This is a genomic window from Citrobacter sp. CtB7.12, from assembly GCF_001297795.1.
Taxonomy (GTDB): domain Bacteria; phylum Pseudomonadota; class Gammaproteobacteria; order Enterobacterales; family Enterobacteriaceae; genus Citrobacter_A; species Citrobacter_A amalonaticus.
The window spans coordinates 24,320-45,491 of the sequence record NZ_LIFT01000014.1 but is presented as its reverse complement, the minus strand read 5'-3'; the positions used below and the strand labels follow the sequence as shown (position 1 = coordinate 45,491).

Sequence of the window (21,172 nt, the reverse complement as noted above, 5' to 3'; positions counted from 1 at the left end):
ATTATTCTCCTTGCGGCGCGGCTGCCGGGGTTTCTGCCTGCGGTGCTTCAGACGCAGGGGGCGCTTCAGATGGCGCGGCGCCCGGTTGTGCCAGCAGGTTACGCACGCGGGTTTGCATCAATTTTTCGAGGATCGCCTGGCTTTGTAGCGTTTCCGGTACGTCCATCGTGATGCTCTGCTGGCTCAACTTGTCCACTTCTTCAAGGAAGGCTTTTGTCGTGGCGTCGTCGGTATCGTAGTAGGCACGCACCCAGGTGGAGACGTTATCCAGCGCCTGACGGTAAGTCTCTTCCTGATGGCGCGGCACGGCCTGGGCGGCAACCAGCAGACGAGAGCGGATGTTTTCCCGCAGATAGACATCCTGATTCGGCGCTAACAGCGGGACCGCAGTATCATCGCGGCGGCGGATGGTGATAAAGCTGTCCATAAAGTTCTGCCAGCTTTTTTGTAGATTGACGCGCCATTCGCTGATTGAACTGGAAAGCTCAGGGCTATCGGCGTCCATCGGTGAACCGTCGCTGTCGTTATCCGCCAGACGCAGGTTATCGATCTGATTAGAAAGCTGATTAATTTTCAGGATGATACCGTCGTAATCCACCTGAGCGACGGAGGAAAGACTGGCGATATCATCGGTGATAGCCCGGCGTGCGGTAATCAGGCTGGGATCGTTCATGTCCGCGAGGCTGGCATCTGCGCTCTTCAGTAGTGCGGCCGCCGTCGTCACATCCTGATCGCTCCACAGCTTACGTCCGGCTAGCTTGACCAGAAAATCGGCCTGCGCAAGCAGCCACGTTTTGGCATCGCTACCGGAAATCGTGGCGACTTTCTGTTGGACTTCATCCAGCTGTTTCGCCAGTTCAGTTTGCTGACGGTTGGCCTGCTCAAGCTGCGCCGCCTGCTGTTTAATGACGCCTTCCAGCTCCGCCTTCTGGCTTTCCTGCGCTTTTTGCAGCGCGGTCAGTTGATTAGCCAGTGCATCGCTGGTGGCGGTCTGTGTGGTCGCCTGTTGTTTTCCCCAGCCATAGAGTCCAACACTGGCTGCCAGCGCGATGGCGATTGCCACCGCACTCAGGATGAGCGCAGTGCCGTTTTTACTCTTTTTTTCAGCAGTAGCTGGCTGTGGCTGAGTTTCCACGGCCTCCCTGGTCTCTTCAACCACGGCGGAGGATTTTTCTTGTTCCGTCATTATGGCTTCCCATTATGAGAGTTATTGTAATGCGCGCAGTAGCGCATCGTTGTCGGCGTTATCAGCGACCTTAATATCTTGCCAGCCCAGTTCCCGGGCGAGGTGCGCCAGACGCTCGCTGACGACAATAAGCCGACAGCGTAGTAACCAGTTTTCGCGATACCACTGCGGGATTAGTGCGTTAAGCTGTTGCAGCATTTCCCCGCTGGTGACCACTATCGTTGTCACGCCGCGCGACTGCCAGCGCATCGCTTCTTGTGCCCCATCGTAAGGTTTAGCACTACGTTGATAACATTCATAAAACGTGACATCTGCACCGCGTGCCGCCAGGGTTTCGCCTAATAGCTCCCGACCGCCGTTGCCGCGTAAGATCAGCGCACGTTTGCCCGCAATATTTTGTAATTCAGGTAATTGTAGCAAGACTTCGCTGATTTCCCGATCCAGTGGATAGCGAATGTCATATCCGCTGACGGTATGCAGCGCCAGGGCGGTCGTGCGACCAATAGCAAAATAGTGCGCGGCGGCCGGCCACTTCAGCCCTTCACGTTCCAGTTGCGCATGGGCAAAAGAGACCGCGTGCTGTGACAGCACAAAGAGCAGATCGTTATCAGTGATCGTCGAAAACACCCCGGCCAGTCGCGATAAATCCTGACCCGGGGTAAATTCGATGAGCGGAAAACTCCAGGCCTCCTGCCCCAGTGTGCGCAGACGGCTCACTAACGCTTCCCCTGCGGGAGACGGGCGGGTGACCAGGATACTCATGCGGGGGATTCTCCGTTATAAACCTCGGTCAGAATCGCGCGCGCGCCGTTATCCAGCAGCTCTTCGGCCAGCGAAATGCCCATCTGCTCCGCCTGATCGGGCGAGCCACGGCGCTCTCCGCGTACCATTTGTGAACCGTCTGGCGCACCGACCAGCGCGCGTAGCCAAATCTCACCATCAATGATTTCAGCATAGCTGCCAATTGGCACCTGACAGCCCCCTTCCAGGCGGGTGTTCATGGCGCGCTCGGCTTTGACGCGAAGTGCGGTCATTTCATCATTCAGCGGGGCCAGCAGCGCCTGAGTCCGGCTATCGTCGAGGCGGCATTCGATGCCAACCGCGCCTTGCCCCACGGCAGGCAGCGACACTTCTGGTGGAAGCGCCGTGCGGATTCGCGATTCCAGCCCTAAGCGTTTTAAACCGGCAACGGCCAGGATAATGGCATCATAGTCGCCGTTATCCAGCTTGCTCAGGCGGGTTCCAACGTTGCCGCGCAGTGAACGAATGACGAGATCCGGACGGCGTTCTGCCAGCTGACACTGGCGACGCAAGCTGGAGGTACCCACGATGCTGCCGGCGGGCAGTTCATCAAGGGTGTTATATGTGTTCGAGACAAAGGCGTCGCGCGGATCGTCGCGCTCACAGATAGTAACCAGTCCCAGACCTTCCGGAAATTCAACCGGAACATCTTTCATTGAGTGCACCGCGATGTCGGCACGTTTTTCGAGCAGCGCAACTTCCAGCTCTTTTACGAACAGACCTTTGCCGCCTACTTTCGCCAGTGGGGTATCAAGAATGACATCACCACGCGTCACCATAGGCACCAGCTCCACGACCAGGCCGGGATGGCTCGCCATCAGAGCGTCTTTGACATAATGTGCCTGCCAGAGCGCGAGGGGGCTTTGGCGTGTGGCAATTCTTAAAACATTGTCTAACATGCTTGTTACCGTCATTATCGTCCGTGGTTCATCCTAACATCCTTACAAGTGGGATGTCAGTGTTACGGTCAAAGGTAAGTCAAGGATAAGACGCTGTGTTGCGGCTGGCAGTATTTAATGACGAGAAACCGTCCGGGCGTACTTCAGAATTTACGCGAAGCGATTGGTGCTACACTTGTATGTAGCGCATCTTTCTTTACGGTCAATGAGCAAGGTGTTAAATTGATCACGTTTTAGGCCATTTTTTCGACTGAACGCACAAAAAAAAGGTCGTAAAAGGTAACGGTTATTTTTGTCATTTGGTTTATCCCGAATGGTGAAGGTTGTTGGTAAGCGGATCGCGCTGCGACAATCGACGGCATGACGGGTAGCAACATCAGGCGATACGTCTTGTACCTCTATATTGAGACTCTGAAACAGAGACTGGATGCCATTAATCAACTGCGTGTGGATCGCGCGCTTGCTGCCATGGGACCTGCTTTCCAGCAGGTGTACAGTCTTCTGCCGACATTATTGCACTATCACCATCCGCTGATGCCGGGATACCTCGATGGTAACGTTCCCAGAGGCATTTGCTTTTACACGCCTGATGAAACCCAACGCCACTATCTGAACGAACTGGAACTGTATCGCGGTCTGGCGCCGCAGGATCCGCCAAAAGGTGAGTTGCCGATTACCGGCGTTTATTCCATGGGCAGCACCTCCTCTGTCGGACAAAGCTGTTCGTCGGATCTTGATATCTGGGTGTGCCACCAGTCCTGGCTGGACAGTGAAGAACGACAACTGCTGCAGCGTAAATGCAGTTTGCTGGAAAGTTGGGCCGCTTCGCTGGGGGTGGAAGTCAGCTTCTTCCTGATTGATGAAAACCGTTTCCGCCATAATGAAAGCGGCAGTCTGGGTGGTGAAGACTGTGGCTCGACGCAGCATATCCTGCTGCTGGATGAATTCTACCGTACCGCGGTGCGTCTCGCCGGTAAGCGTATTCTGTGGAATATGGTGCCGGGCGATGAAGAAGAGCATTACGACGACTACGTTATGACGCTCTACGCTCAGGGTGTGCTCACGCCAAACGAATGGCTGGACCTGGGCGGATTAAGCTCGCTCTCCGCTGAAGAGTACTTTGGCGCCAGCCTCTGGCAACTGTATAAAAGTATCGATTCACCGTACAAGGCGGTGCTGAAAACGCTGTTGCTGGAAGCCTACTCCTGGGAATACCCCAATCCACGCCTGTTGGCGAAAGACATTAAACAGCGCCTGCATGACGGCGAGATCGTCTCGTTTGGTCTTGACCCGTACTGCATGATGCTGGAACGCGTGACGGAATACCTCACGGCGATTGAAGATCCGACGCGCCTGGATTTAGTGCGCCGATGTTTCTACTTAAAAGTTTGCGAAAAACTGAGCCGCGAACGCGCCTGCGTCGGCTGGCGTCGTGAAGTGCTCAGTCAGTTAGTAAGCGAGTGGGGATGGGACGAAAATCGTCTGGCCATGCTCGACAACCGGGCGAACTGGAAGATTGATCAGGTACGTGAAGCGCACAACGAACTGCTCGATGCTATGATGCAGAGCTACCGTAATCTGATCCGCTTTGCGCGTCGTAATAATCTCAGCGTCAGCGCCAGCCCGCAGGATATTGGCGTTCTGACCCGTAAGCTGTACGCCGCGTTTGAAGCGTTACCCGGTAAAGTTACGCTGGTGAACCCACAGATTTCGCCGGACCTCTCTGAACCGAACTTAACCTTTATCCACGTTCCGCCAGGTCGCGCCAACCGTTCAGGTTGGTATCTCTACAACCGTGCGCCAAACATGGATTCCATCATCAGCCATCAGCCGCTGGAATATAACCGCTATCTGAATAAGCTGGTGGCCTGGGCGTGGTTTAACGGTCTGCTGACGTCGCGCACGCATCTGTTTATTAAGGGCAACGGCATTGTCGATCTGCCGAAATTGCAGGAGATGGTGGCCGATGTGTCGCACCATTTCCCGCTGCGTTTGCCTGCGCCGACGCCGAAAGCGCTCTACAGCCCGTGTGAAATTCGCCATCTGGCGATCATCGTTAACCTCGAATATGACCCGACGGCGGCATTCCGCAATCAGGTGGTCCATTTTGACTTCCGTAAGCTGGATGTTTTCAGCTTTGGCGAAGAGCAAAATTGCCTGGTGGGCAGCGTAGATCTGCTGTACCGCAACTCGTGGAATGAAGTGCGTACGCTGCATTTCAACGGCGAACAGGCGATGATAGAAGCACTGAAAACGATTCTGGGCAAAATGCACCAGGACGCCGCGCCGCCGGACAGCGTGGAAGTGTTCTGCTACAGCCAGCATCTGCGTGGTTTGATTCGTACCCGCGTGCAGCAACTGGTTTCAGAGTGCATCGAGCTGCGTCTCTCCAGTACCCGTCAGGAGACAGGGCGCTTTAAGGCATTGCGCGTTTCCGGTCAGACATGGGGCCTGTTCTTTGAACGCCTGAATGTGTCGGTACAGAAGCTGGAAAACGCCATTGAGTTCTACGGCGCAATTTCGCATAACAAATTGCACGGCCTGTCAGTTCAGGTGGAAACCAATCAGGTGAAACTGCCGTCGGTCGTGGATGGCTTCGCCAGCGAAGGGATCATTCAGTTCTTCTTTGAAGAGACCGGTGATGAGAAGGGCTTTAACATCTACATTCTGGACGAGAGTAACCGGGCGGAAGTGTATCATCACTGCGAAGGCAGCAAAGAAGAGCTGGTGCGCGACGTCAGCCGTTTCTACTCCTCGTCGCACGACCGCTTTACCTACGGCTCCAGTTTCATCAACTTCAACCTGCCGCAGTTCTATCAGATTGTGAATACGGACGGACGCGCACAGGTGATCCCGTTCCGCGCACAATCACTCGGCAACGTTCCGCCAGCCAATCAGGATAACGACACGCCGCAGTTGCAGCAGTATTTCTCGTGATAGTTTTGCCGGATGTTATCCGGCAAATAAGACTTAACGGAAGCTGACTTCTTCGCCCGCCTGATGCGTTGCCGCCTGTTCCAGCAGATCCCAGAAGGTTTCTCCGCTCCGGTCGCAAACCCATTCGTCCCCTTTCAGGTCAAAATGGTAGCCGCCCTGTTTGGTCGCCAGCCACACCTGGTGCAGCGGTTCCTGACGGTTAATAATGATTTTGCTGCCGTTTTCAAAGCTAATGGTCAGTACGCCGCCATTGATTTCGCAGTCGATATCGCTGTCGCCGTCCCAGTCGTCAAGACGTTCTTCGATGGTCATCCACAAGGTATCGGCCAGGCGATGAAATTCACTGTCGTTCATTGTCGTTTCCCGTTTTTTCGTGATGGCGGCAGTATAACCTGAAACAAATCGCGTTGCAGATTACAGGCAAACTCTTGCTTTTACGCCTTCTCCTGCGATGATAGAAAACAGAAAGTATGAACTTACAGGCAATCCATAATGAAAAACGTGTTTCAGGCACTCGCTGTTCTTCTCACTCTGTTCAGCCTGACGGGTTGTGGCCTTAAAGGGCCGCTCTATTTCCCTCCGGCTGATAAAAATGCACCGCCGCCGACTAAACCGGTTGATACACAAACGCAATCCACCACGCCCGATCAAAACGATCGTGCCACGGGAGATGGGCCTTCCCAGGTGAACTACTGACGGTGTGTTTCTGTACCCGCGTGAACGGAGTGAATAATGCAATTCTCTAAAATGCATGGCCTTGGCAACGATTTTATGGTCGTCGACGCGGTAACGCAGAATGTCTTTTTTTCGCCAGAATTGATCCGTCGTTTATCTGACAGGCATCTGGGGGTGGGGTTTGATCAACTGCTGGTGGTTGAACCTCCGTACGATCCTGAGCTGGATTTTCATTACCGCATTTTTAATGCCGACGGCAGTGAAGTGTCGCAGTGTGGTAACGGCGCGCGCTGTTTTGCCCGTTTTGTGCGCCTCAAGGGGTTAACCAACAAACGTGATATTCGCGTCAGTACGGCGAATGGGCGGATGGTGTTGAGCGTGACGGACGATGAGTTAGTGCGCGTCAACATGGGTGAACCCAATTTTGAGCCATCGCAGGTGCCTTTTCGCGCTAACAAAGCGGAAAAGACCTATATTATGCGAGCGGCGGAACAGACAATATTGTGCGGTGTCGTTTCAATGGGTAATCCGCACTGTGTGATTCAGGTCGACGATGTTGATACGGCGGCGGTGGAAACGCTAGGACCGGTTCTGGAAAGTCACGAACGTTTTCCTGAACGGGCCAATATCGGTTTTATGCAGATCATGAAACGCGAGCATATTCGCCTACGCGTTTATGAGCGCGGCGCGGGAGAGACACAGGCCTGTGGGAGCGGCGCGTGCGCGGCCGTCGCCGTCGGCATTCAGCAAGGTTTGCTGGCGGAAGAGGTCCGCGTGGAATTACCGGGCGGTCGCCTTGATATCGCCTGGAAAGGTCCGGGTCATCCGTTATACATGACTGGCCCGGCGGCACATGTCTATGACGGGTTTATCCATCTATGAAGCAGCCAGGGGAAGAACTACAGGAAACGCTTACGGAACTCGATGACCGGGCGGTCGTCGACTATCTGCAGAAAAACCCTGAGTTTTTTATCCGCAATGCGCATGCCGTGGAAGCGATGCGGGTGCCGCACCCGGTGCGGGGCACCGTCTCGCTCGTTGAGTGGCACATGGCCCGCGCGCGTAATCACATTAACGTCCTTGAAGAAAATATGTCGCTGTTGATGGCGCAGGCGAATGCCAACGAAAGCCTGTTTTATCGCCTGTTGCATTTGCAGGGACGTCTGGTTGCCGCGACCAGCCTGGACGATATGCTGATGCGCTTTCATCGCTGGGCGCGTGAACTGGGCCTTGCCGGTGCCACGGTGCGCCTGTTTCCCGATCGCTGGCGTCTCGGCGCGCCGTCAAGCTATACCCATCTGGCGTTAAGCCGCCAGGCCTTCGAACCGCTGCGTATTCAGCGGCTGGGGCAGGAGCAGCACTATCTGGGCACCTTAAACGGTCCGGAATTGCTGGTGGTGTTGCCGGAAGCGAAGGCGATTGGTTCGGTGGCGATGTCGATGCTGGGACGTGACGGCGATTTGGGCGTCATTTTGTTCAGCAGCCGCGACACGCATCACTATCAGGCAGGCCAGGGAACGCAACTCCTGCATGAAATCGCGCTAATGATGCCGGATCTGCTGGAGCGCTGGATTGAACGCGTATGACGGACTTTGCCACCGATGTCACCCGATTTCTGCGCTATCTGGGCGTAGAACGCCAGCTTAGCCCCATCACGCTGAAAAACTATCAGCGTCAGCTTGATGCCATCATCGCTTTAGCCGGCGAAACCGGACTACAAAGCTGGCAACAATGTGACGCTGCAATGGTGCGCAGTTTCGCGGTGCGCAGCCGCCGTAAAGGACTTGGCCCTGCGAGTCTTGCGCTACGCCTCTCTGCTCTGCGCAGCTTCTTCGACTGGATGGTTAGCGAAGGCAAGCTGAAAGCCAATCCGGCGAAAGGGGTACAGGCACCCAAAGCGCCGCGCCATTTGCCGAAAAATATCGATGTTGATGATGTGAACCGTCTGCTGGATATCGACCTTAACGATCCGCTCGCCGTGCGCGACCGCGCGATGCTGGAGGTGATGTACGGTGCGGGTCTGCGTTTGTCGGAGCTGGTGGGGCTGGACATCAAACATCTGGATCTCGACAGCGGTGAAGTGTGGGTGATGGGGAAAGGCAGCAAAGAGCGTCGCCTGCCCATTGGTCGCAATGCGGTGGCGTGGATTGAGCACTGGCTGGATCTGCGCGGGTTGTTTGGCAGCGAGGAAGACGCGCTGTTCCTGTCGAAGCTGGGCAACCGTATTTCCGCGCGCAACGTGCAAAAGCGTTTTGCCGAGTGGGGCATTAAGCAGGGGTTAAACAGCCACGTGCATCCGCATAAGCTGCGCCACTCGTTTGCCACGCATATGCTGGAATCGAGCGGTGACCTGCGAGGCGTACAGGAACTGCTGGGACACGCCAACCTCTCGACCACGCAAATCTATACTCATCTTGATTTTCAACACCTGGCCTCGGTGTACGATGCGGCGCATCCACGCGCCAAACGGGGGAAATAATGCGTTTTTACCGGTCTCCAGGACCCATCTCGGCGATCACGTTCGATCTCGATGACACTCTTTACGATAACCGTCCGGTTATCCAGCGCACCGAACAGGAAGCGCTCGCCTTTGTGCAAAACTACCATCCGGCGCTACGCACGCTGCAAAATACTGATCTGCAACGCTTGCGTCAGGCGGTACGGGAAGCGGAGCCGGAAATTTACCACGATGTCACCCGCTGGCGTCATCGCGCCGTCGAGCGTGCCATGCTAAACGCCGGACTCTCCGCGCAGGAGGCGGTTGCGGGGGCGAATGCCGCGATGATGAACTTTGCGAAGTGGCGCAGTCAGGTCGATGTCCCGCAAGAGACGCACGACACGCTGAAAGCGTTAGCGAGAAAGTGGCCGCTGGTGGCGATCACCAACGGCAACGCGCAGCCGGAGCTGTTCGGCCTCGGCGACTATTTCGAATTTGTGCTGCGCGCCGGTCCGGACGGACGCTCAAAGCCGTTCAGTGATATGTACTTTCTGGCGGCGGAAAAGTTAACTGTGCCGATCGGCGAGATCCTGCACGTGGGCGACGATCTGACGACCGACGTTGCCGGGGCGATCCGCAGTGGGTTGCAGGCCTGCTGGATTAAACCGGAAAATGCCGACCTGATGCACACTTTTGACAGCCGCTTACTGCCACATATTGAGATTTCACAGTTGGCATCTCTGACCTCGCTGATATAATCACCAGCAGTTCTGTATAAATACACAGCTTTTTGGCGGATGGCGCGACGCTTATCCGCCCTACTTCTTTTAATGCGGCGGTGCCAATGGACGTTTCTTATCTGCTCGACAGCCTCAATGATAAACAGCGCGAAGCGGTGGCCGCGCCACGTAGCAACGTGCTGGTTCTCGCGGGGGCAGGGAGCGGTAAGACACGCGTACTGGTACACCGTATCGCCTGGCTGCTGACGGTAGAAAATAACTCGCCGTATTCGATTATGGCGGTAACCTTTACCAATAAAGCGGCGGCGGAGATGCGTCACCGTATCGGCCAGATTATGGGCACCAGCCAGGGCGGCATGTGGGTCGGCACTTTCCACGGTCTGGCGCACCGACTGTTGCGCGCGCATCACATGGATGCGAATTTGCCGCAGGATTTTCAGATCCTCGACAGCGAAGACCAGTTGCGTCTGCTCAAGCGTCTGATTAAGGCGATGAACCTCGACGAGAAGCAGTGGCCGGCGCGTCAGGCGATGTGGTACATCAACGGACAGAAAGACGAAGGTCTGCGCCCACATCATATTCAGAGTTTCGGTAACCCGATTGAGCAGACCTGGCAGAAGGTGTATCAGGCCTATCAGGAAGCGTGCGATCGTGCGGGGCTGGTGGATTTTGCCGAACTACTGCTGCGCGCGCATGAGCTGTGGCTCAACAAACCGCATATTCTTCAGCACTACCGCGAACGTTTCACGAATATCCTGGTGGACGAATTCCAGGATACCAACAACATCCAGTATGCCTGGATCCGTCTGCTGGCTGGCGATACCGGCAAAGTGATGATCGTGGGCGATGACGACCAGTCGATCTACGGCTGGCGCGGCGCGCAGGTAGAAAACATCCAGCGCTTCCTGAACGACTTCCCCGGTGCGCAAACCATCCGTCTTGAGCAGAACTACCGCTCAACCAGTAATATTCTCAGCGCGGCGAACGCTCTGATCGAGAACAACAATGGGCGTCTGGGTAAAAAGCTGTGGACCGATGGCGTCGAAGGCGAGCCCATTTCACTCTACTGCGCGTTTAACGAGCTGGATGAAGCGCGCTTTGTCGTCAACCGGATCAAAACCTGGCAGGACAACGGTGGCGCGCTGGAGCAGTGCGCTATTCTCTACCGCAGTAACGCCCAGTCGCGTGTGCTGGAAGAGGCGCTGCTACAGGCCAGTATGCCGTACCGCATATACGGCGGCATGCGCTTCTTCGAGCGTCAGGAAATCAAAGATGCGCTCTCTTATCTGCGCCTGATTGCGAACCGCAATGATGACGCCGCCTTTGAACGCGTGGTGAATACCCCGACGCGCGGGATTGGCGATCGGACGCTGGACGTGGTGCGCCAGACGTCACGCGATCGCCAGCTCACGTTGTGGCAGGCGTGCCGCGAACTGTTGCAGGAAAAAGCGCTGGCCGGTCGTGCCGCCAGTGCGCTGCAACGCTTTATGGAACTCATTGACGCACTGGCGCAGGAAACGGCAGATATGCCGCTGCACGTGCAGACTGACCGGGTGATTAAAGATTCCGGCCTGCGCATGATGTACGAGCAGGAGAAAGGCGAGAAAGGTCAGACCCGCATCGAGAACTTAGAGGAACTGGTGACGGCGACGCGCCAGTTCAGCTACAACGACGAAGACGAAGATCTGATGCCGTTGCAGGCATTTCTCTCCCATGCGGCGCTGGAAGCGGGCGAAGGGCAGGCGGATACCTGGCAGGATGCGGTACAGCTCATGACGCTGCACTCGGCGAAAGGGCTGGAGTTCCCGCAGGTGTTTATCGTCGGGATGGAAGAGGGGATGTTCCCCAGCCAGATGTCACTGGATGAGGGCGGACGCCTTGAAGAAGAGCGTCGTCTGGCCTATGTCGGCGTGACCCGTGCGATGCAGAAACTGACCCTAACCTATGCCGAAACGCGTCGCTTGTATGGCAAAGAGGTGTATCACCGTCCGTCGCGCTTCATCGGTGAGTTGCCGGAAGCGTGCGTTGAAGAGGTCCGTCTGCGTGCAACGATCAGCCGTCCGGTGAGCCATCAGCGGATGGGGACGCCGATGGCGGAAAACGACACCGGTTACAAGCTGGGCCAGCGTGTGCGCCATGCTAAGTTCGGCGAGGGCACCATTGTGAATCTGGAGGGCAGCGGCGAACACAGCCGGTTGCAGGTGGCTTTCCAGGGACAGGGAATTAAATGGCTCGTTGCTGCGTATGCGAAGTTAGAAACGGTCTAACTTATAGATAATTATCACTTTAATTTCCCCCTCTGCTAACCTTTCTGCATAAGGGGAAATTATTACTTTTTCGCGTTTCGTTGCGTGTTGACGGCAAATTTTTGCTGGCGTAACATGCGCGCACGATTACGCTAAGAGGACATTCGCCTTGGACACACCCAGTAGATACTGGCTCATTATCCTGTCATCCAGGATCAACTCCTAAGGCTATCCCTTTTTGCTGATAGCCTTAGCGGTTGTCAGCGACCTTCTCTTTTTTCCCGTCGCGCTGAGTCAGGCTGTTTAATGGTCTGAAACCCAATTTGTTTCTGTGTGCCCACCGAACTGTCCGATATTTTTAAGCATTGGGAGTCCCGGTCATGCTGAGCGCATTTCAACTGGAAAATAACCGACTCACCCGGCTGGAAGTCGAAGAGTCACAAACCCTGATTGATGCCGTCTGGGTCGACCTGGTCGAGCCCGACGACGACGAGCGACTGCGCGTACAATCTGAGCTGGGCCAGAGCCTGGCGACCCGTCCTGAACTGGAAGACATCGAAGCATCCGCCCGTTTCTTCGAAGACGAAGACGGTCTGCACATCCACTCCTTTTTCTTCTTCGAAGATGCAGAAGACCACGCGGGTAACTCCACCGTGGCATTCACCATCCGCGATGGCCGCCTGTTTACCCTGCGTGAACGTGAGCTGCCCGCGTTTCGTTTGTATCGTATGCGCGCCCGCAGCCAGGCCATGGTTGACGGTAACGCCTATGAACTGCTGCTGGATCTGTTCGAAACCAAAATCGAACAGCTGGCGGATGAAATCGAAAACATCTACAGCGATCTGGAAGAGCTGAGTCGGGTGATTATGGAAGGGCACCAGGGCGATGAGTACGATGAAGCCCTCTCGACGCTGGCAGAACTGGAAGATATCGGCTGGAAAGTCCGCCTGTGTCTGATGGATACCCAGCGTGCGCTGAACTTCCTGGTCCGCAAGGCGCGTTTACCGGGCGGACAACTGGAACAGGCGCGCGAGATCCTGCGAGATATCGAATCCCTGCTGCCGCACAATGAATCCCTGTTTCAGAAAGTGAACTTCCTGATGCAGGCGGCGATGGGCTTTATCAACATCGAGCAGAACCGCATCATCAAGATCTTCTCGGTGGTTTCCGTGGTTTTCCTGCCGCCGACGCTGGTGGCATCCAGCTATGGGATGAACTTTGAGTTTATGCCTGAACTGAAGTGGAGCTTTGGCTACCCGGGCGCGATTATCTTTATGCTGCTCGCCGGTCTGGCACCGTATCTGTACTTTAAACGGAAGAACTGGCTGTAATGGTTATGCCGGATGGCGCTTCGCTTATCCGGCTTACAGAAAGTACATCATCATAGGCCGGATAAGGCACAGCCGCCATCCGGCAACCCCCCTAACTCCGACGTCCCCGTCTCTGCGTATAAATCGCATCCGTCACGAAGATCGCCAGCGCGACCCAGATAAAGGCAAATGTCACCATTTTATCCGCGCCCGGCACTTCACCGTAGAACGTGACGGCCAGCAGGAACATCAGCGTCGGGCCGATGTACTGGAAGAAGCCCAGCGTAGAAAGGCGCAGGCGCGTCGCCGCACCGGTAAAGCACAGCAGCGGAACCGTGGTCACCACCCCGGCGGCAATCAGCAGCAGGTTGAGTGACATCGGGTTCTGCCCCATATGGCTGGTTGAGCTGTCGGCGATACCGAACAGGTAGATGGCGGCAACAGGCAACAGCCACAAAGTTTCCACCAGCATCCCGGTTTGCGCTTCAACGGCGATTTTTTTGCGTACCAGACCGTAAAAGGCAAAGCTGAACGCCAGTCCCAGCGCGATGACGGGTAGTGAACCGAAGGTCCAGAGCTGCACCAGAACGCCACAGGTCGCCAGAATTACCGCCAGCCACTGCATCCGACGGAAGCGTTCACCGAGGAAAAGCATTCCCAGCACAATGTTCACCAGCGGGTTGATAAAATAACCCAGGCTGGCTTCCAGCATATGGTGGTTGTTTACCGCCCAGATAAACAACAGCCAGTTGCCCCCCACGAGTACCGCCGAGAGCGCCAACAGGAAGATCTTTTTCGGTGTTTTCAGCAGCGCTTTTACGCTCGACCACTGTCGGCTAATGCTGATCAGCGCCACCATAAAGAAAAACGACCAGATCACGCGATGGGTCAGGATTTCATCTGCGGGAACATAATAAATTAGCTTGAAGTACGCCGGAGCGATCCCCCAAATAAAATAGGCGGCAAGCGCGAGTAACACGCCCAGCCGCGTTTGTTTTGCATCCATCGGGAAAACTCATGTCTGAAATGTAACAACAGTTTACCTGTTTTTACCCCACCATATAAGTGGCGGTGGCGCTGGCAATATAAAGCTGCTCTTCGTTGTGTAATTCCACACGCGCGACGGCGACTTTATTCCCGGCGCGCAGCAGACTGCTGGTGGCGGTAAAGCGATTGCCCCGACCCGGACGCAGGTAGTCTACGCGCAGATCGATGGTCCCCATGCGAGACAGCCGCTGGCGCAGTTCGTCTTCACTGATGGTTTCATGGCGCGTCAGAGTACTGCCGACACACACCAGCCCGGCAGCCACGTCCAGCGCAGAGGCGATCACCCCGCCATGCAGTATGCTTTGCGCCCAGTTTCCCACCATCATCGGCTGATTATTAAACGCCAGTTGGGCAAACTCTTTCTCATAGCGTTCCAGTTCCAGGCCCAGCGCCCGGTTGAACGGCATGTGGTAGACAAACATTTCGCCCACAAGCTTCAGGACTTGTTCAGCAGTCAGTACGGCAGACATACGATTCCAACACTCCATTGGTTAATGAAATGTTGATGTTATGCTTCTTAAATGTTGTTTTCCACTTTAAGACGGGATAACTAACGAGGATGTGTGTAAATATGTAAAATGGTTGGCAGAATAATAGACAAATCAAAAATTTTTCGTTCAGGAGAACAACAAGAATGCGGGCGATTCTGGCTTGGTTGCTACCAGCAACACTGCTGCCGCTGGCGGCGTATGCGCAAGAGGCGACGGTGAAAGAGGTTCATGATGCACCGGCGGTGCGGGGCAGTATTATCGCCAATATGCTGCAGGAGCATGATAATCCTTTTACGCTCTATCCCTACGATACGAACTATCTGATCTACACCAATACCAGCGACATGAACAAAGAAGCGATCAGTTCCTACAACTGGTCAGAAAATGCCCGCAAAGATGAAGTGAAGTTCCAGCTGAGCCTGGCGTTTCCGATCTGGCGTGGGATTATGGGGCCGAATTCGGTTCTGGGCGCCTCTTATACGCAGAAGTCCTGGTGGCAGTTATCCAATACAAAAGAGTCGTCACCATTTCGTGAAACCAACTATGAACCGCAGCTGTTCCTGGGTTTTGCTACCGATTACCGCGTTGCCGGATGGACGCTGCGCGACGTGGAAATGGGGTACAACCATGATTCGAACGGGCGTTCCGATCCGACATCACGTAGCTGGAACCGTCTTTACACGCGTCTGATGGCGGAAAATGGCAACTGGCTGGTAGAGGTTAAACCGTGGTACGTCATCGGCAGTACCGACGATAATCCAGATATCACCAAATACATGGGCTATTATCAGCTTAAGGTCGGCTATCACCTGGGCGATGCGGTCCTGAGCGCGAAGGGCCAGTACAACTGGAATACCGGTTACGGCGGCGCGGAGCTGGGGCTGAGTTATCCGATGACGAAGCATATTCGTCTCTATACCCAGGTATATAGCGGGTATGGCGAATCGCTGATCGACTATAACTTTAATCAGACGCGCGTTGGTGTGGGTGTGATGCTCAACGATATCTTCTGATCGATGATTGTGTTTTAAACATTGCAGTTTCTCCCTCAGGCGCTGAAAATAGCGCCTGTTTTGATTTAAGCGAACGGGGTTAATGTGGCGCAGGCGGAAGTGTTGAATCTGGAATCTGGAGCTAAGCAGGTTTTGCAAGAAACCTTTGGCTACCAGCAGTTTCGCCCGGGTCAGGAAGCGATCATCGACACCGTCGTTTCGGGGCGCGACTGCCTGGTCGTGATGCCGACCGGGGGCGGTAAATCCCTCTGCTATCAAATCCCTGCCTTACTGCTCAATGGCCTGACCGTGGTGGTTTCGCCGCTGATTTCCCTGATGAAAGATCAGGTCGACCAACTGCTGGCGAACGGCGTGGCGGCCGCTTGTCTGAATTCGACGCAAACCCGCGAGCAGCAGCTTGAAGTGATGGCGGGGTGTCGTACCGGACAAATCCGTCTGCTGTATATCGCTCCTGAACGCCTGATGCTGGATAACTTCCTTGAGCACCTGGCGCACTGGAATCCGGTGTTACTGGCCGTGGACGAAGCGCACTGTATCTCGCAGTGGGGACATGATTTCCGCCCGGAATATGCCGCACTCGGCCAGCTCAGACAGCGTTTTCCCACACTGCCATTTGTCGCGCTGACCGCGACCGCTGATGAAACCACACGGCTGGATATTGTTCGTCTGCTGGGACTGAACGATCCCTTAATCCAGATCAGCAGTTTTGACCGTCCGAACATTCGCTACATGCTGATGGAGAAGTTTAAACCGCTCGATCAACTGATGCGTTACGTGCAGGAACAGCGTGGTAAATCCGGGATTATTTACTGTAACAGTCGTGCGAAAGTGGAGGACACCGCCGCGCGTCTGCAAAGCCGGGGCATTAGCGCCGCGGCATACCATGCAGGGCTGGAAAATCACATCCGCGCCGACGTGCAGGAGAAATTCCAGCGCGACGACCTGCAAATCGTGGTGGCGACCGTCGCTTTTGGCATGGGCATCAACAAACCTAACGTGCGTTTTGTGGTGCATTTCGATATTCCCCGCAACATTGAGTCCTACTACCAGGAGACCGGTCGTGCTGGGCGAGACGGCCTGCCCGCGGAGGCGATGCTGTTTTACGATCCGGCGGATATGGCGTGGCTGCGCCGCTGCCTGGAAGAAAAACCGCAGGGACAGCTACAGGATATCGAACGGCACAAGTTGAACGCGATGGGCGCGTTTGCCGAGGCGCAAACCTGTCGTCGTCTGGTGCTGCTTAACTACTTCGGTGAAGGGCGTCAGGAACCGTGCGGCAACTGCGATATCTGTCTTGATCCGCCAAAACAGTACGATGGCGTGAAGGACGCACAGATTGCGCTCTCGACCATTGGTCGGGTAAACCAGCGTTTTGGGATGGGTTACGTGGTGGAAGTGATACGCGGGGCTAACAGCCAGCGTATTCGCGAACTCGGCCACGACAAGCTCAAGGTGTACGGTATGGGGCGCGAGCAGAGTCACGAGCACTGGGTGAGCGTGATCCGCCAGTTGATTCACCTGGGCTTCGTTACGCAAAATATCGCCCAGCATTCCGCGCTACAGCTCACCGATGCTTCACGTCCGCTGCTGCGCGGCGAGGTCGCCCTGCAACTCGCAGTGCCGCGTATTGTCGCCCTGAAACCGCGCGTCATGCAGAAATCTTTCGGCGGCAATTACGATCGCAAACTGTTCGCCAAACTGCGCAAGCTGCGTAAAGCTATTGCTGATGAAGAGAATATCCCGCCGTACGTCGTCTTCAACGACGCCACGCTGATTGAGATGGCGGAACAGATGCCGGTTTCCGCGAGCGAAATGCTCAGCGTCAACGGGGTGGGAATGCGCAAACTGGAACGCTTCGGTAAAGCGTTTATGGCGTTGATCCGCGCGCACGTTGATGGTGACGACGAAGAGTAGTCAGCCGGGCAAAAAAGTGCCAGGATGGTGACTCACTGAACTGTTTCCCCCGCGAGTATTTTCATCATGTTAATGTTATTTCTCACCGTGGCGATGGTGCACATTGTGGCACTGATGAGCCCAGGGCCGGATTTCTTTTTTGTCTCGCAGACGGCGGTCAGCCGCTCGCGTAAAGAAGCGATGATGGGCGTGCTGGGCATTACCTGTGGCGTCATGGTCTGGGCGGGCATCGCGCTGCTCGGCCTGCATCTGATCATCGAAAAAATGGCCTGGCTACACACTATTATCATGGTCGGCGGCGGCCTGTATCTGTGCTGGATGGGCTACCAGATGCTGCGTGGCGCGTTGAAAAAGCAGGATGTCGCGGCACCCACGCCGCAGGTTGAGCTGGCGCAAAGCGGTCGCAGTTTCCTGAAAGGGTTACTGACGAACCTGGCTAACCCGAAAGCCATCATCTACTTCGGTTCGGTCTTTTCTCTGTTTGTCGGCGACAGCGTCGGTACTGCCGCGCGTTGGGGGATTTTCGTGCTGATTATCGTTGAGACTTTCGCGTGGTTTACCGTGGTTGCCAGCCTGTTTGCGCTGCCGAAAATGCGTCGTGGCTACCAGCGTATGGCGAAATGGATCGACGGTTTTGCCGGGGCGTTGTTCGCGGGGTTCGGTATCCATCTGATCATTTCGCGCTAAGTCTTCGTGCCGGATACGTGCCAGTTGCTATCCGGCAACCGGTCAGGCGTGGCGCGCCGACGCCAGCAGTGCACCCACCAGCATAAACAGCGAACCGAAAACTTTATTCAACGCTTTCATCTGTTTCGGTCCTTTGATCCACAACGCGATACGCTGCGCCAGCGTGGCGTAGCCGATCATCACCACGATGTCGACTGCAATAGTGGTTACGCCGAGCACGATGTACTGCATCAGTTGGGGTTCTTTTGGCATCACGAACTGTGGGAAAAGGGCCGCCAGGAAGACGATGCTTTTAGGGTTTGTCAGGTTCACGAATACGGCGCGTTTAAACAGGCGACCGCGCGACTGGGTCTGGGCCATAGCATTCAGATCAATCGCACCGGCGGCGCGCCATTGCTGGATACCTAACCAAATCAGATAGGCCGCGCCCGCCCATTTCAGCACCTCAAAGGCGATGACGGAGCGTGAAAACAGCGTGCCCAGACCGACGCCGACCAGCACGATATGAATGCCCAGTCCGGCCTGTAACCCGGCAATCGACGCCACTGCGCCGCGATAGCCGTGATTAAGGGAAGTCGTCATGGTATTGATGGCGCCGGAACCGGGCGAAAGGCTCAAAATTATGGATGTCAGCAGGTAGGCGAACCACCATTCAAAAGTCATGAGAAACTCCCTGATTGCACTTTAAATACACTAAATAATTCGAGTTGCACAAAGGCGGCGACGCAGCGAAATCCCAGGCGCGTACAGGGAGTACATGACGGGGATGAGCGAGGAAAGCCAACGCATCTGCAGCTTGAAGTATGACGGGTATATGCCACAATACGCTACTGTTGCGGTGTTGTGTCAGACATGATTAAAAAAACGATTTTTACCTGGTAAACGAGGCTGGATACCCGATGTTTCAGCAGCAAAAAGACTGGGAAACGAGAGAAAACGCGTTTGCGGCTTTTTCCATGGGGCCGCTGACAGACTTCTGGCGTCAGCGTGAGGAAGCGGAATTGACCGGCGTCGGTCGTGTGCCGGTGCGGTTTGTCCGGTTTCGCGCAGCGCATAACGATCGTGTCATTGTCATCTGTCCGGGGCGAATTGAAAGCTATGTAAAGTACGCTGAGCTGGCGTATGACCTGTTTCATCTGGGCTTTGATGTCCTCATTATTGACCATCGCGGTCAGGGGCGTTCCGGGCGTATGCTATCGGATCCTAATCGCGGACATGTCGACAATTTCAACGACTATGTTGATGATTTATCGGCGTTCTGGGGACAAGAAGTGCAGCCGGGACCGTGGCGTAAACGTTATATTCTGGCACACTCAATGGGCGGGGCGATTGCGACGCTGTTTTTGCAGCGCCATCCGCATCAGTGCGATGCGATCGCGCTCTGCGCGCCAATGTTTGGTATTGTGATGCGTTTGCCGGACTGGATGGTACGCCATATCCTCGACTGGGCCGAAGGTCATCAGCGTATCCGGGAAGGGTATGCGATCGGCACCGGACGCTGGCGGGCATTGCCCTTTGGCATGAATTTATTAACGCACAGTCGACAACGCTATCGGCGTAATTTACGTTTTTATGCCGATGAGCCGCAGCTGCGCGTCGGCGGCCCAACCTTTCATTGGGTACGGGAAGGCATCCTGGCGGCTGAACAGGTGCTGGCAGGCGCGGGCGATGACGCCACGCCAACTCTGCTGATTCAGGCTGAAGAAGAGCGTGTGGTGGATAACCGCATGCACGAACGTTTTTGTGAACTCCGCGCCGCAGCGGGCCATCCTGTCGAAGGGGGGCATCCGCTGGTCATTAAAGGCGCTTACCATGAGATCCTTTTTGAAAAGGACGCTATGCGCTCAGTTGCGCTTCAGGCTATCGTTGATTTTTTCAACAAGCATAACTCATCAGCGGAAACCGCTTTGCTCAGAGGTTGAATTTTTATATGTATCAGATTGTTGCGTCTGATTTAGATGGCACACTGCTTTCTCCCGACCATACCCTATCCCCTTACGCGAAAGAGACATTGAAGCTGCTGACCGCACGCGGCGTTAACTTTGTCTTTGCGACCGGTCGACATCATGTCGATGTGGGGCAGATTCGCGATAATCTGGAGATTAAGTGCTATATGATTACCTCCAACGGCGCGCGTGTGCATGATATGGATGGCAATCTGGTGTTTACCCATAATCTGGACCGCGATATTGCCAGCGATCTGTTTGGGGTGGTGAACGCGAACCCGGATATCATCACTAACGTCTATCGCGATGACGAATGGTTTATGAACCGCCATCGTCCGGATGAAATGCGATTTTTCAAAGAGGCGGTGTTCCATTACTCGCTGTTTGAACCGGGTTTACTGGAGCCGGAAGGCGTCAGCAAAGTGTTCTTCACCAGTCATTCTCATGACGTCCTGCTGCCGCTGGAACAAGCTATTAATGCGCGCTGGGGCGATCGGGTGAACGTGAGCTTCTCCACGCTCACCTGTCTGGAAGTGATGGCGGGCGGCGTGTCGAAAGGCCATGCGCTGGAGGCGGTCGCCAACGCGATGGGTTACAGCCTCAAAGACTGCATCGCCTTTGGCGACGGGATGAACGACGCTGAAATGCTGTCAATGGCAGGCAAAGGCTGCATTATGGCCGGGGCGCATCAACGCCTGAAGGATCTGCATCCGGAACTGGAAGTGATCGGCTCTAATATCGACGATGCGGTGCCGCATTATCTGCGCGATCTCTTCTTACGCTAAGATGAATGCTGATTAATTAATCAGTTGTCAACTTAACTCTCCGCTACAATGGATACTC

21 protein-coding genes are annotated in these 21,172 nt (G+C 55.2%); 14 read left to right on the top strand and 7 right to left on the bottom strand.

The window, feature by feature from the left end:
• Window position 1: 1 nt before the first annotated feature.
• The 3 genes from hemX to hemC are packed head-to-tail and all read right to left on the bottom strand — an operon-like array spanning window position 2 to window position 2,886.
• Entirely contained in the window at window positions 2-1,186 is a 1,185-nt protein-coding gene (gene hemX / locus AOY24_RS16570; protein ID WP_054176996.1) for a uroporphyrinogen-III C-methyltransferase, read from the bottom strand.
• A 21-nt stretch (window positions 1,187-1,207) separates the two neighbouring features.
• Window positions 1,208-1,948: a uroporphyrinogen-III synthase gene (gene hemD, locus AOY24_RS16565; protein ID WP_044258294.1), complete on the bottom strand. Its 741-nt coding sequence runs from the start codon at window positions 1,946-1,948 to the stop codon at window positions 1,208-1,210.
• Window positions 1,945-2,886, bottom strand: coding sequence for a hydroxymethylbilane synthase (hemC, locus tag AOY24_RS16560; protein ID WP_042998804.1), 942 nt, complete (start codon window positions 2,884-2,886; stop codon window positions 1,945-1,947). Before hemC ends, hemD begins: the two co-directional genes overlap by 4 nt.
• 390 nt (window positions 2,887-3,276) lie before the next feature.
• Here hemC and cyaA point away from each other — a divergent pair, with 390 nt between their 5' ends.
• Window positions 3,277-5,823: a class I adenylate cyclase gene (gene cyaA, locus AOY24_RS16555; protein ID WP_042998805.1), complete on the top strand. Its 2,547-nt coding sequence runs from the start codon at window positions 3,277-3,279 to the stop codon at window positions 5,821-5,823.
• 33 nt (window positions 5,824-5,856) lie between these two features.
• Here the strand turns inward: cyaA and cyaY are convergent, their stop codons facing one another.
• Window positions 5,857-6,177, bottom strand: a complete 321-nt coding sequence (gene cyaY / locus AOY24_RS16550; RefSeq protein WP_042998806.1) for an iron donor protein CyaY — start codon at window positions 6,175-6,177, stop codon at window positions 5,857-5,859.
• 138 nt (window positions 6,178-6,315) lie between these two features.
• On the opposite strand from cyaY, the gene AOY24_RS16545 reads away from it, so the two are divergent.
• From AOY24_RS16545 to corA, 8 genes are all read left to right on the top strand, one after another.
• Window positions 6,316-6,519: a lipoprotein gene (locus AOY24_RS16545; RefSeq protein WP_042326113.1), complete on the top strand. Its 204-nt coding sequence runs from the start codon at window positions 6,316-6,318 to the stop codon at window positions 6,517-6,519.
• Between the two features lie 36 nt (window positions 6,520-6,555).
• A complete protein-coding gene (dapF, locus tag AOY24_RS16540; RefSeq protein ID WP_042998807.1) occupies window positions 6,556-7,380 on the top strand; it encodes a diaminopimelate epimerase in 825 nt (274 codons plus the stop codon).
• A complete protein-coding gene (locus tag AOY24_RS16535) occupies window positions 7,377-8,084 on the top strand; it encodes a DUF484 domain-containing protein (RefSeq protein WP_042998808.1) in 708 nt (235 codons plus the stop codon). Before dapF ends, AOY24_RS16535 begins: the two co-directional genes overlap by 4 nt.
• Window positions 8,081-8,977 carry a tyrosine recombinase XerC gene (gene xerC / locus AOY24_RS16530; protein ID WP_044327585.1) on the top strand — a complete coding sequence of 299 codons (897 nt, stop codon included), beginning with the start codon at window positions 8,081-8,083 and terminating at the stop codon, window positions 8,975-8,977. Before AOY24_RS16535 ends, xerC begins: the two co-directional genes overlap by 4 nt.
• Window positions 8,977-9,693, top strand: coding sequence for a 5-amino-6-(5-phospho-D-ribitylamino)uracil phosphatase YigB (yigB, locus tag AOY24_RS16525; protein ID WP_042998810.1), 717 nt, complete (start codon window positions 8,977-8,979; stop codon window positions 9,691-9,693). The genes xerC and yigB overlap by 1 nt, the downstream gene beginning before the upstream one ends.
• A gap of 86 nt (window positions 9,694-9,779) precedes the next feature.
• Window positions 9,780-11,942 carry a DNA helicase II gene (uvrD, locus tag AOY24_RS16520; RefSeq protein ID WP_042998811.1) on the top strand — a complete coding sequence of 721 codons (2,163 nt, stop codon included), beginning with the start codon at window positions 9,780-9,782 and terminating at the stop codon, window positions 11,940-11,942.
• Between the two features lie 148 nt (window positions 11,943-12,090).
• Window positions 12,091-12,147 carry a YsgD/CorL family protein gene (gene ysgD, locus AOY24_RS25405; RefSeq protein WP_212723238.1) on the top strand — a complete coding sequence of 19 codons (57 nt, stop codon included), beginning with the start codon at window positions 12,091-12,093 and terminating at the stop codon, window positions 12,145-12,147.
• 154 nt (window positions 12,148-12,301) lie between these two features.
• On the top strand, window positions 12,302-13,252 hold the full coding sequence (gene corA, locus AOY24_RS16515) for a magnesium/cobalt transporter CorA (protein ID WP_042326126.1): 951 nt from the start codon (window positions 12,302-12,304) through the stop codon (window positions 13,250-13,252).
• Between the two features lie 91 nt (window positions 13,253-13,343).
• Here the strand turns inward: corA and rarD are convergent, their stop codons facing one another.
• Together rarD and yigI are read right to left on the bottom strand one after the other, a co-directional pair.
• Window positions 13,344-14,237, bottom strand: a complete 894-nt coding sequence (rarD, locus tag AOY24_RS16510; protein WP_042998812.1) for an EamA family transporter RarD — start codon at window positions 14,235-14,237, stop codon at window positions 13,344-13,346.
• 43 nt (window positions 14,238-14,280) lie between these two features.
• A complete protein-coding gene (yigI, locus tag AOY24_RS16505; protein ID WP_042998813.1) occupies window positions 14,281-14,748 on the bottom strand; it encodes an acyl-CoA thioesterase YigI in 468 nt (155 codons plus the stop codon).
• Between the two features lie 164 nt (window positions 14,749-14,912).
• Here yigI and pldA point away from each other — a divergent pair, with 164 nt between their 5' ends.
• The 3 genes from pldA (at window position 14,913) to rhtC (ending at window position 18,383) form a co-directional block, all read left to right on the top strand.
• Window positions 14,913-15,782, top strand: a complete 870-nt coding sequence (gene pldA, locus AOY24_RS16500; protein ID WP_054176995.1) for a phospholipase A — start codon at window positions 14,913-14,915, stop codon at window positions 15,780-15,782.
• Window positions 15,783-15,866: 84 nt separating this feature from the next.
• The gene (gene recQ, locus AOY24_RS16495) at window positions 15,867-17,696 is read left to right on the top strand and encodes an ATP-dependent DNA helicase RecQ (RefSeq protein WP_054176994.1); all 1,830 of its coding nucleotides are present in this window, start codon (window positions 15,867-15,869) and stop codon (window positions 17,694-17,696) included.
• Window positions 17,697-17,762: 66 nt separating this feature from the next.
• Entirely contained in the window at window positions 17,763-18,383 is a 621-nt protein-coding gene (gene rhtC / locus AOY24_RS16490; RefSeq protein WP_042998816.1) for a threonine export protein RhtC, read from the top strand.
• A 42-nt stretch (window positions 18,384-18,425) separates the two neighbouring features.
• Here the strand turns inward: rhtC and rhtB are convergent, their stop codons facing one another.
• Complete coding sequence (gene rhtB / locus AOY24_RS16485; protein WP_054176993.1) at window positions 18,426-19,046, bottom strand: homoserine/homoserine lactone efflux protein; 621 nt, start codon at window positions 19,044-19,046, stop codon at window positions 18,426-18,428.
• A gap of 236 nt (window positions 19,047-19,282) precedes the next feature.
• Between rhtB and pldB the strand changes: the two genes are divergently transcribed.
• Together pldB and yigL are read left to right on the top strand one after the other, a co-directional pair.
• Window positions 19,283-20,305 (top strand): lysophospholipase L2, encoded by a 1,023-nt coding sequence (gene pldB / locus AOY24_RS16480; RefSeq protein ID WP_042998818.1) that lies wholly within the window; start codon window positions 19,283-19,285, stop codon window positions 20,303-20,305.
• Between the two features lie 8 nt (window positions 20,306-20,313).
• Window positions 20,314-21,114, top strand: a complete 801-nt coding sequence (yigL, locus tag AOY24_RS16475) for a sugar/pyridoxal phosphate phosphatase YigL (RefSeq protein ID WP_042998819.1) — start codon at window positions 20,314-20,316, stop codon at window positions 21,112-21,114.
• Window positions 21,115-21,172: the final 58 nt, after the last annotated feature.

Excerpts from the sequence above, each read along its gene's own strand:
- hemX (WP_054176996.1), bottom strand. The coding sequence starts at position 1,186 with ATGACGGAACAAGAAAAATCCTCCGCCGTGGTTGAAGAGACCAGGGAG.
- hemD (WP_044258294.1), bottom strand. The coding sequence starts at position 1,948 with ATGAGTATCCTGGTCACCCGCCCGTCTCCCGCAGGGGAAGCGTTAGTG.
- hemC (WP_042998804.1), bottom strand. The coding sequence starts at position 2,886 with ATGTTAGACAATGTTTTAAGAATTGCCACACGCCAAAGCCCCCTCGCG.
- cyaY (WP_042998806.1), bottom strand. The coding sequence starts at position 6,177 with ATGAACGACAGTGAATTTCATCGCCTGGCCGATACCTTGTGGATGACC.
- AOY24_RS16545 (WP_042326113.1), top strand. The coding sequence starts at position 6,316 with ATGAAAAACGTGTTTCAGGCACTCGCTGTTCTTCTCACTCTGTTCAGC.
- dapF (WP_042998807.1), top strand. The coding sequence starts at position 6,556 with ATGCAATTCTCTAAAATGCATGGCCTTGGCAACGATTTTATGGTCGTC.
- AOY24_RS16535 (WP_042998808.1), top strand. The coding sequence starts at position 7,377 with ATGAAGCAGCCAGGGGAAGAACTACAGGAAACGCTTACGGAACTCGAT.
- xerC (WP_044327585.1), top strand. The coding sequence starts at position 8,081 with ATGACGGACTTTGCCACCGATGTCACCCGATTTCTGCGCTATCTGGGC.
- yigB (WP_042998810.1), top strand. The coding sequence starts at position 8,977 with ATGCGTTTTTACCGGTCTCCAGGACCCATCTCGGCGATCACGTTCGAT.
- uvrD (WP_042998811.1), top strand. The coding sequence starts at position 9,780 with ATGGACGTTTCTTATCTGCTCGACAGCCTCAATGATAAACAGCGCGAA.
- corA (WP_042326126.1), top strand. The coding sequence starts at position 12,302 with ATGCTGAGCGCATTTCAACTGGAAAATAACCGACTCACCCGGCTGGAA.
- rarD (WP_042998812.1), bottom strand. The coding sequence starts at position 14,237 with ATGGATGCAAAACAAACGCGGCTGGGCGTGTTACTCGCGCTTGCCGCC.
- yigI (WP_042998813.1), bottom strand. The coding sequence starts at position 14,748 with ATGTCTGCCGTACTGACTGCTGAACAAGTCCTGAAGCTTGTGGGCGAA.
- pldA (WP_054176995.1), top strand. The coding sequence starts at position 14,913 with ATGCGGGCGATTCTGGCTTGGTTGCTACCAGCAACACTGCTGCCGCTG.
- rhtC (WP_042998816.1), top strand. The coding sequence starts at position 17,763 with ATGTTAATGTTATTTCTCACCGTGGCGATGGTGCACATTGTGGCACTG.
- rhtB (WP_054176993.1), bottom strand. The coding sequence starts at position 19,046 with ATGACTTTTGAATGGTGGTTCGCCTACCTGCTGACATCCATAATTTTG.
- pldB (WP_042998818.1), top strand. The coding sequence starts at position 19,283 with ATGTTTCAGCAGCAAAAAGACTGGGAAACGAGAGAAAACGCGTTTGCG.
- yigL (WP_042998819.1), top strand. The coding sequence starts at position 20,314 with ATGTATCAGATTGTTGCGTCTGATTTAGATGGCACACTGCTTTCTCCC.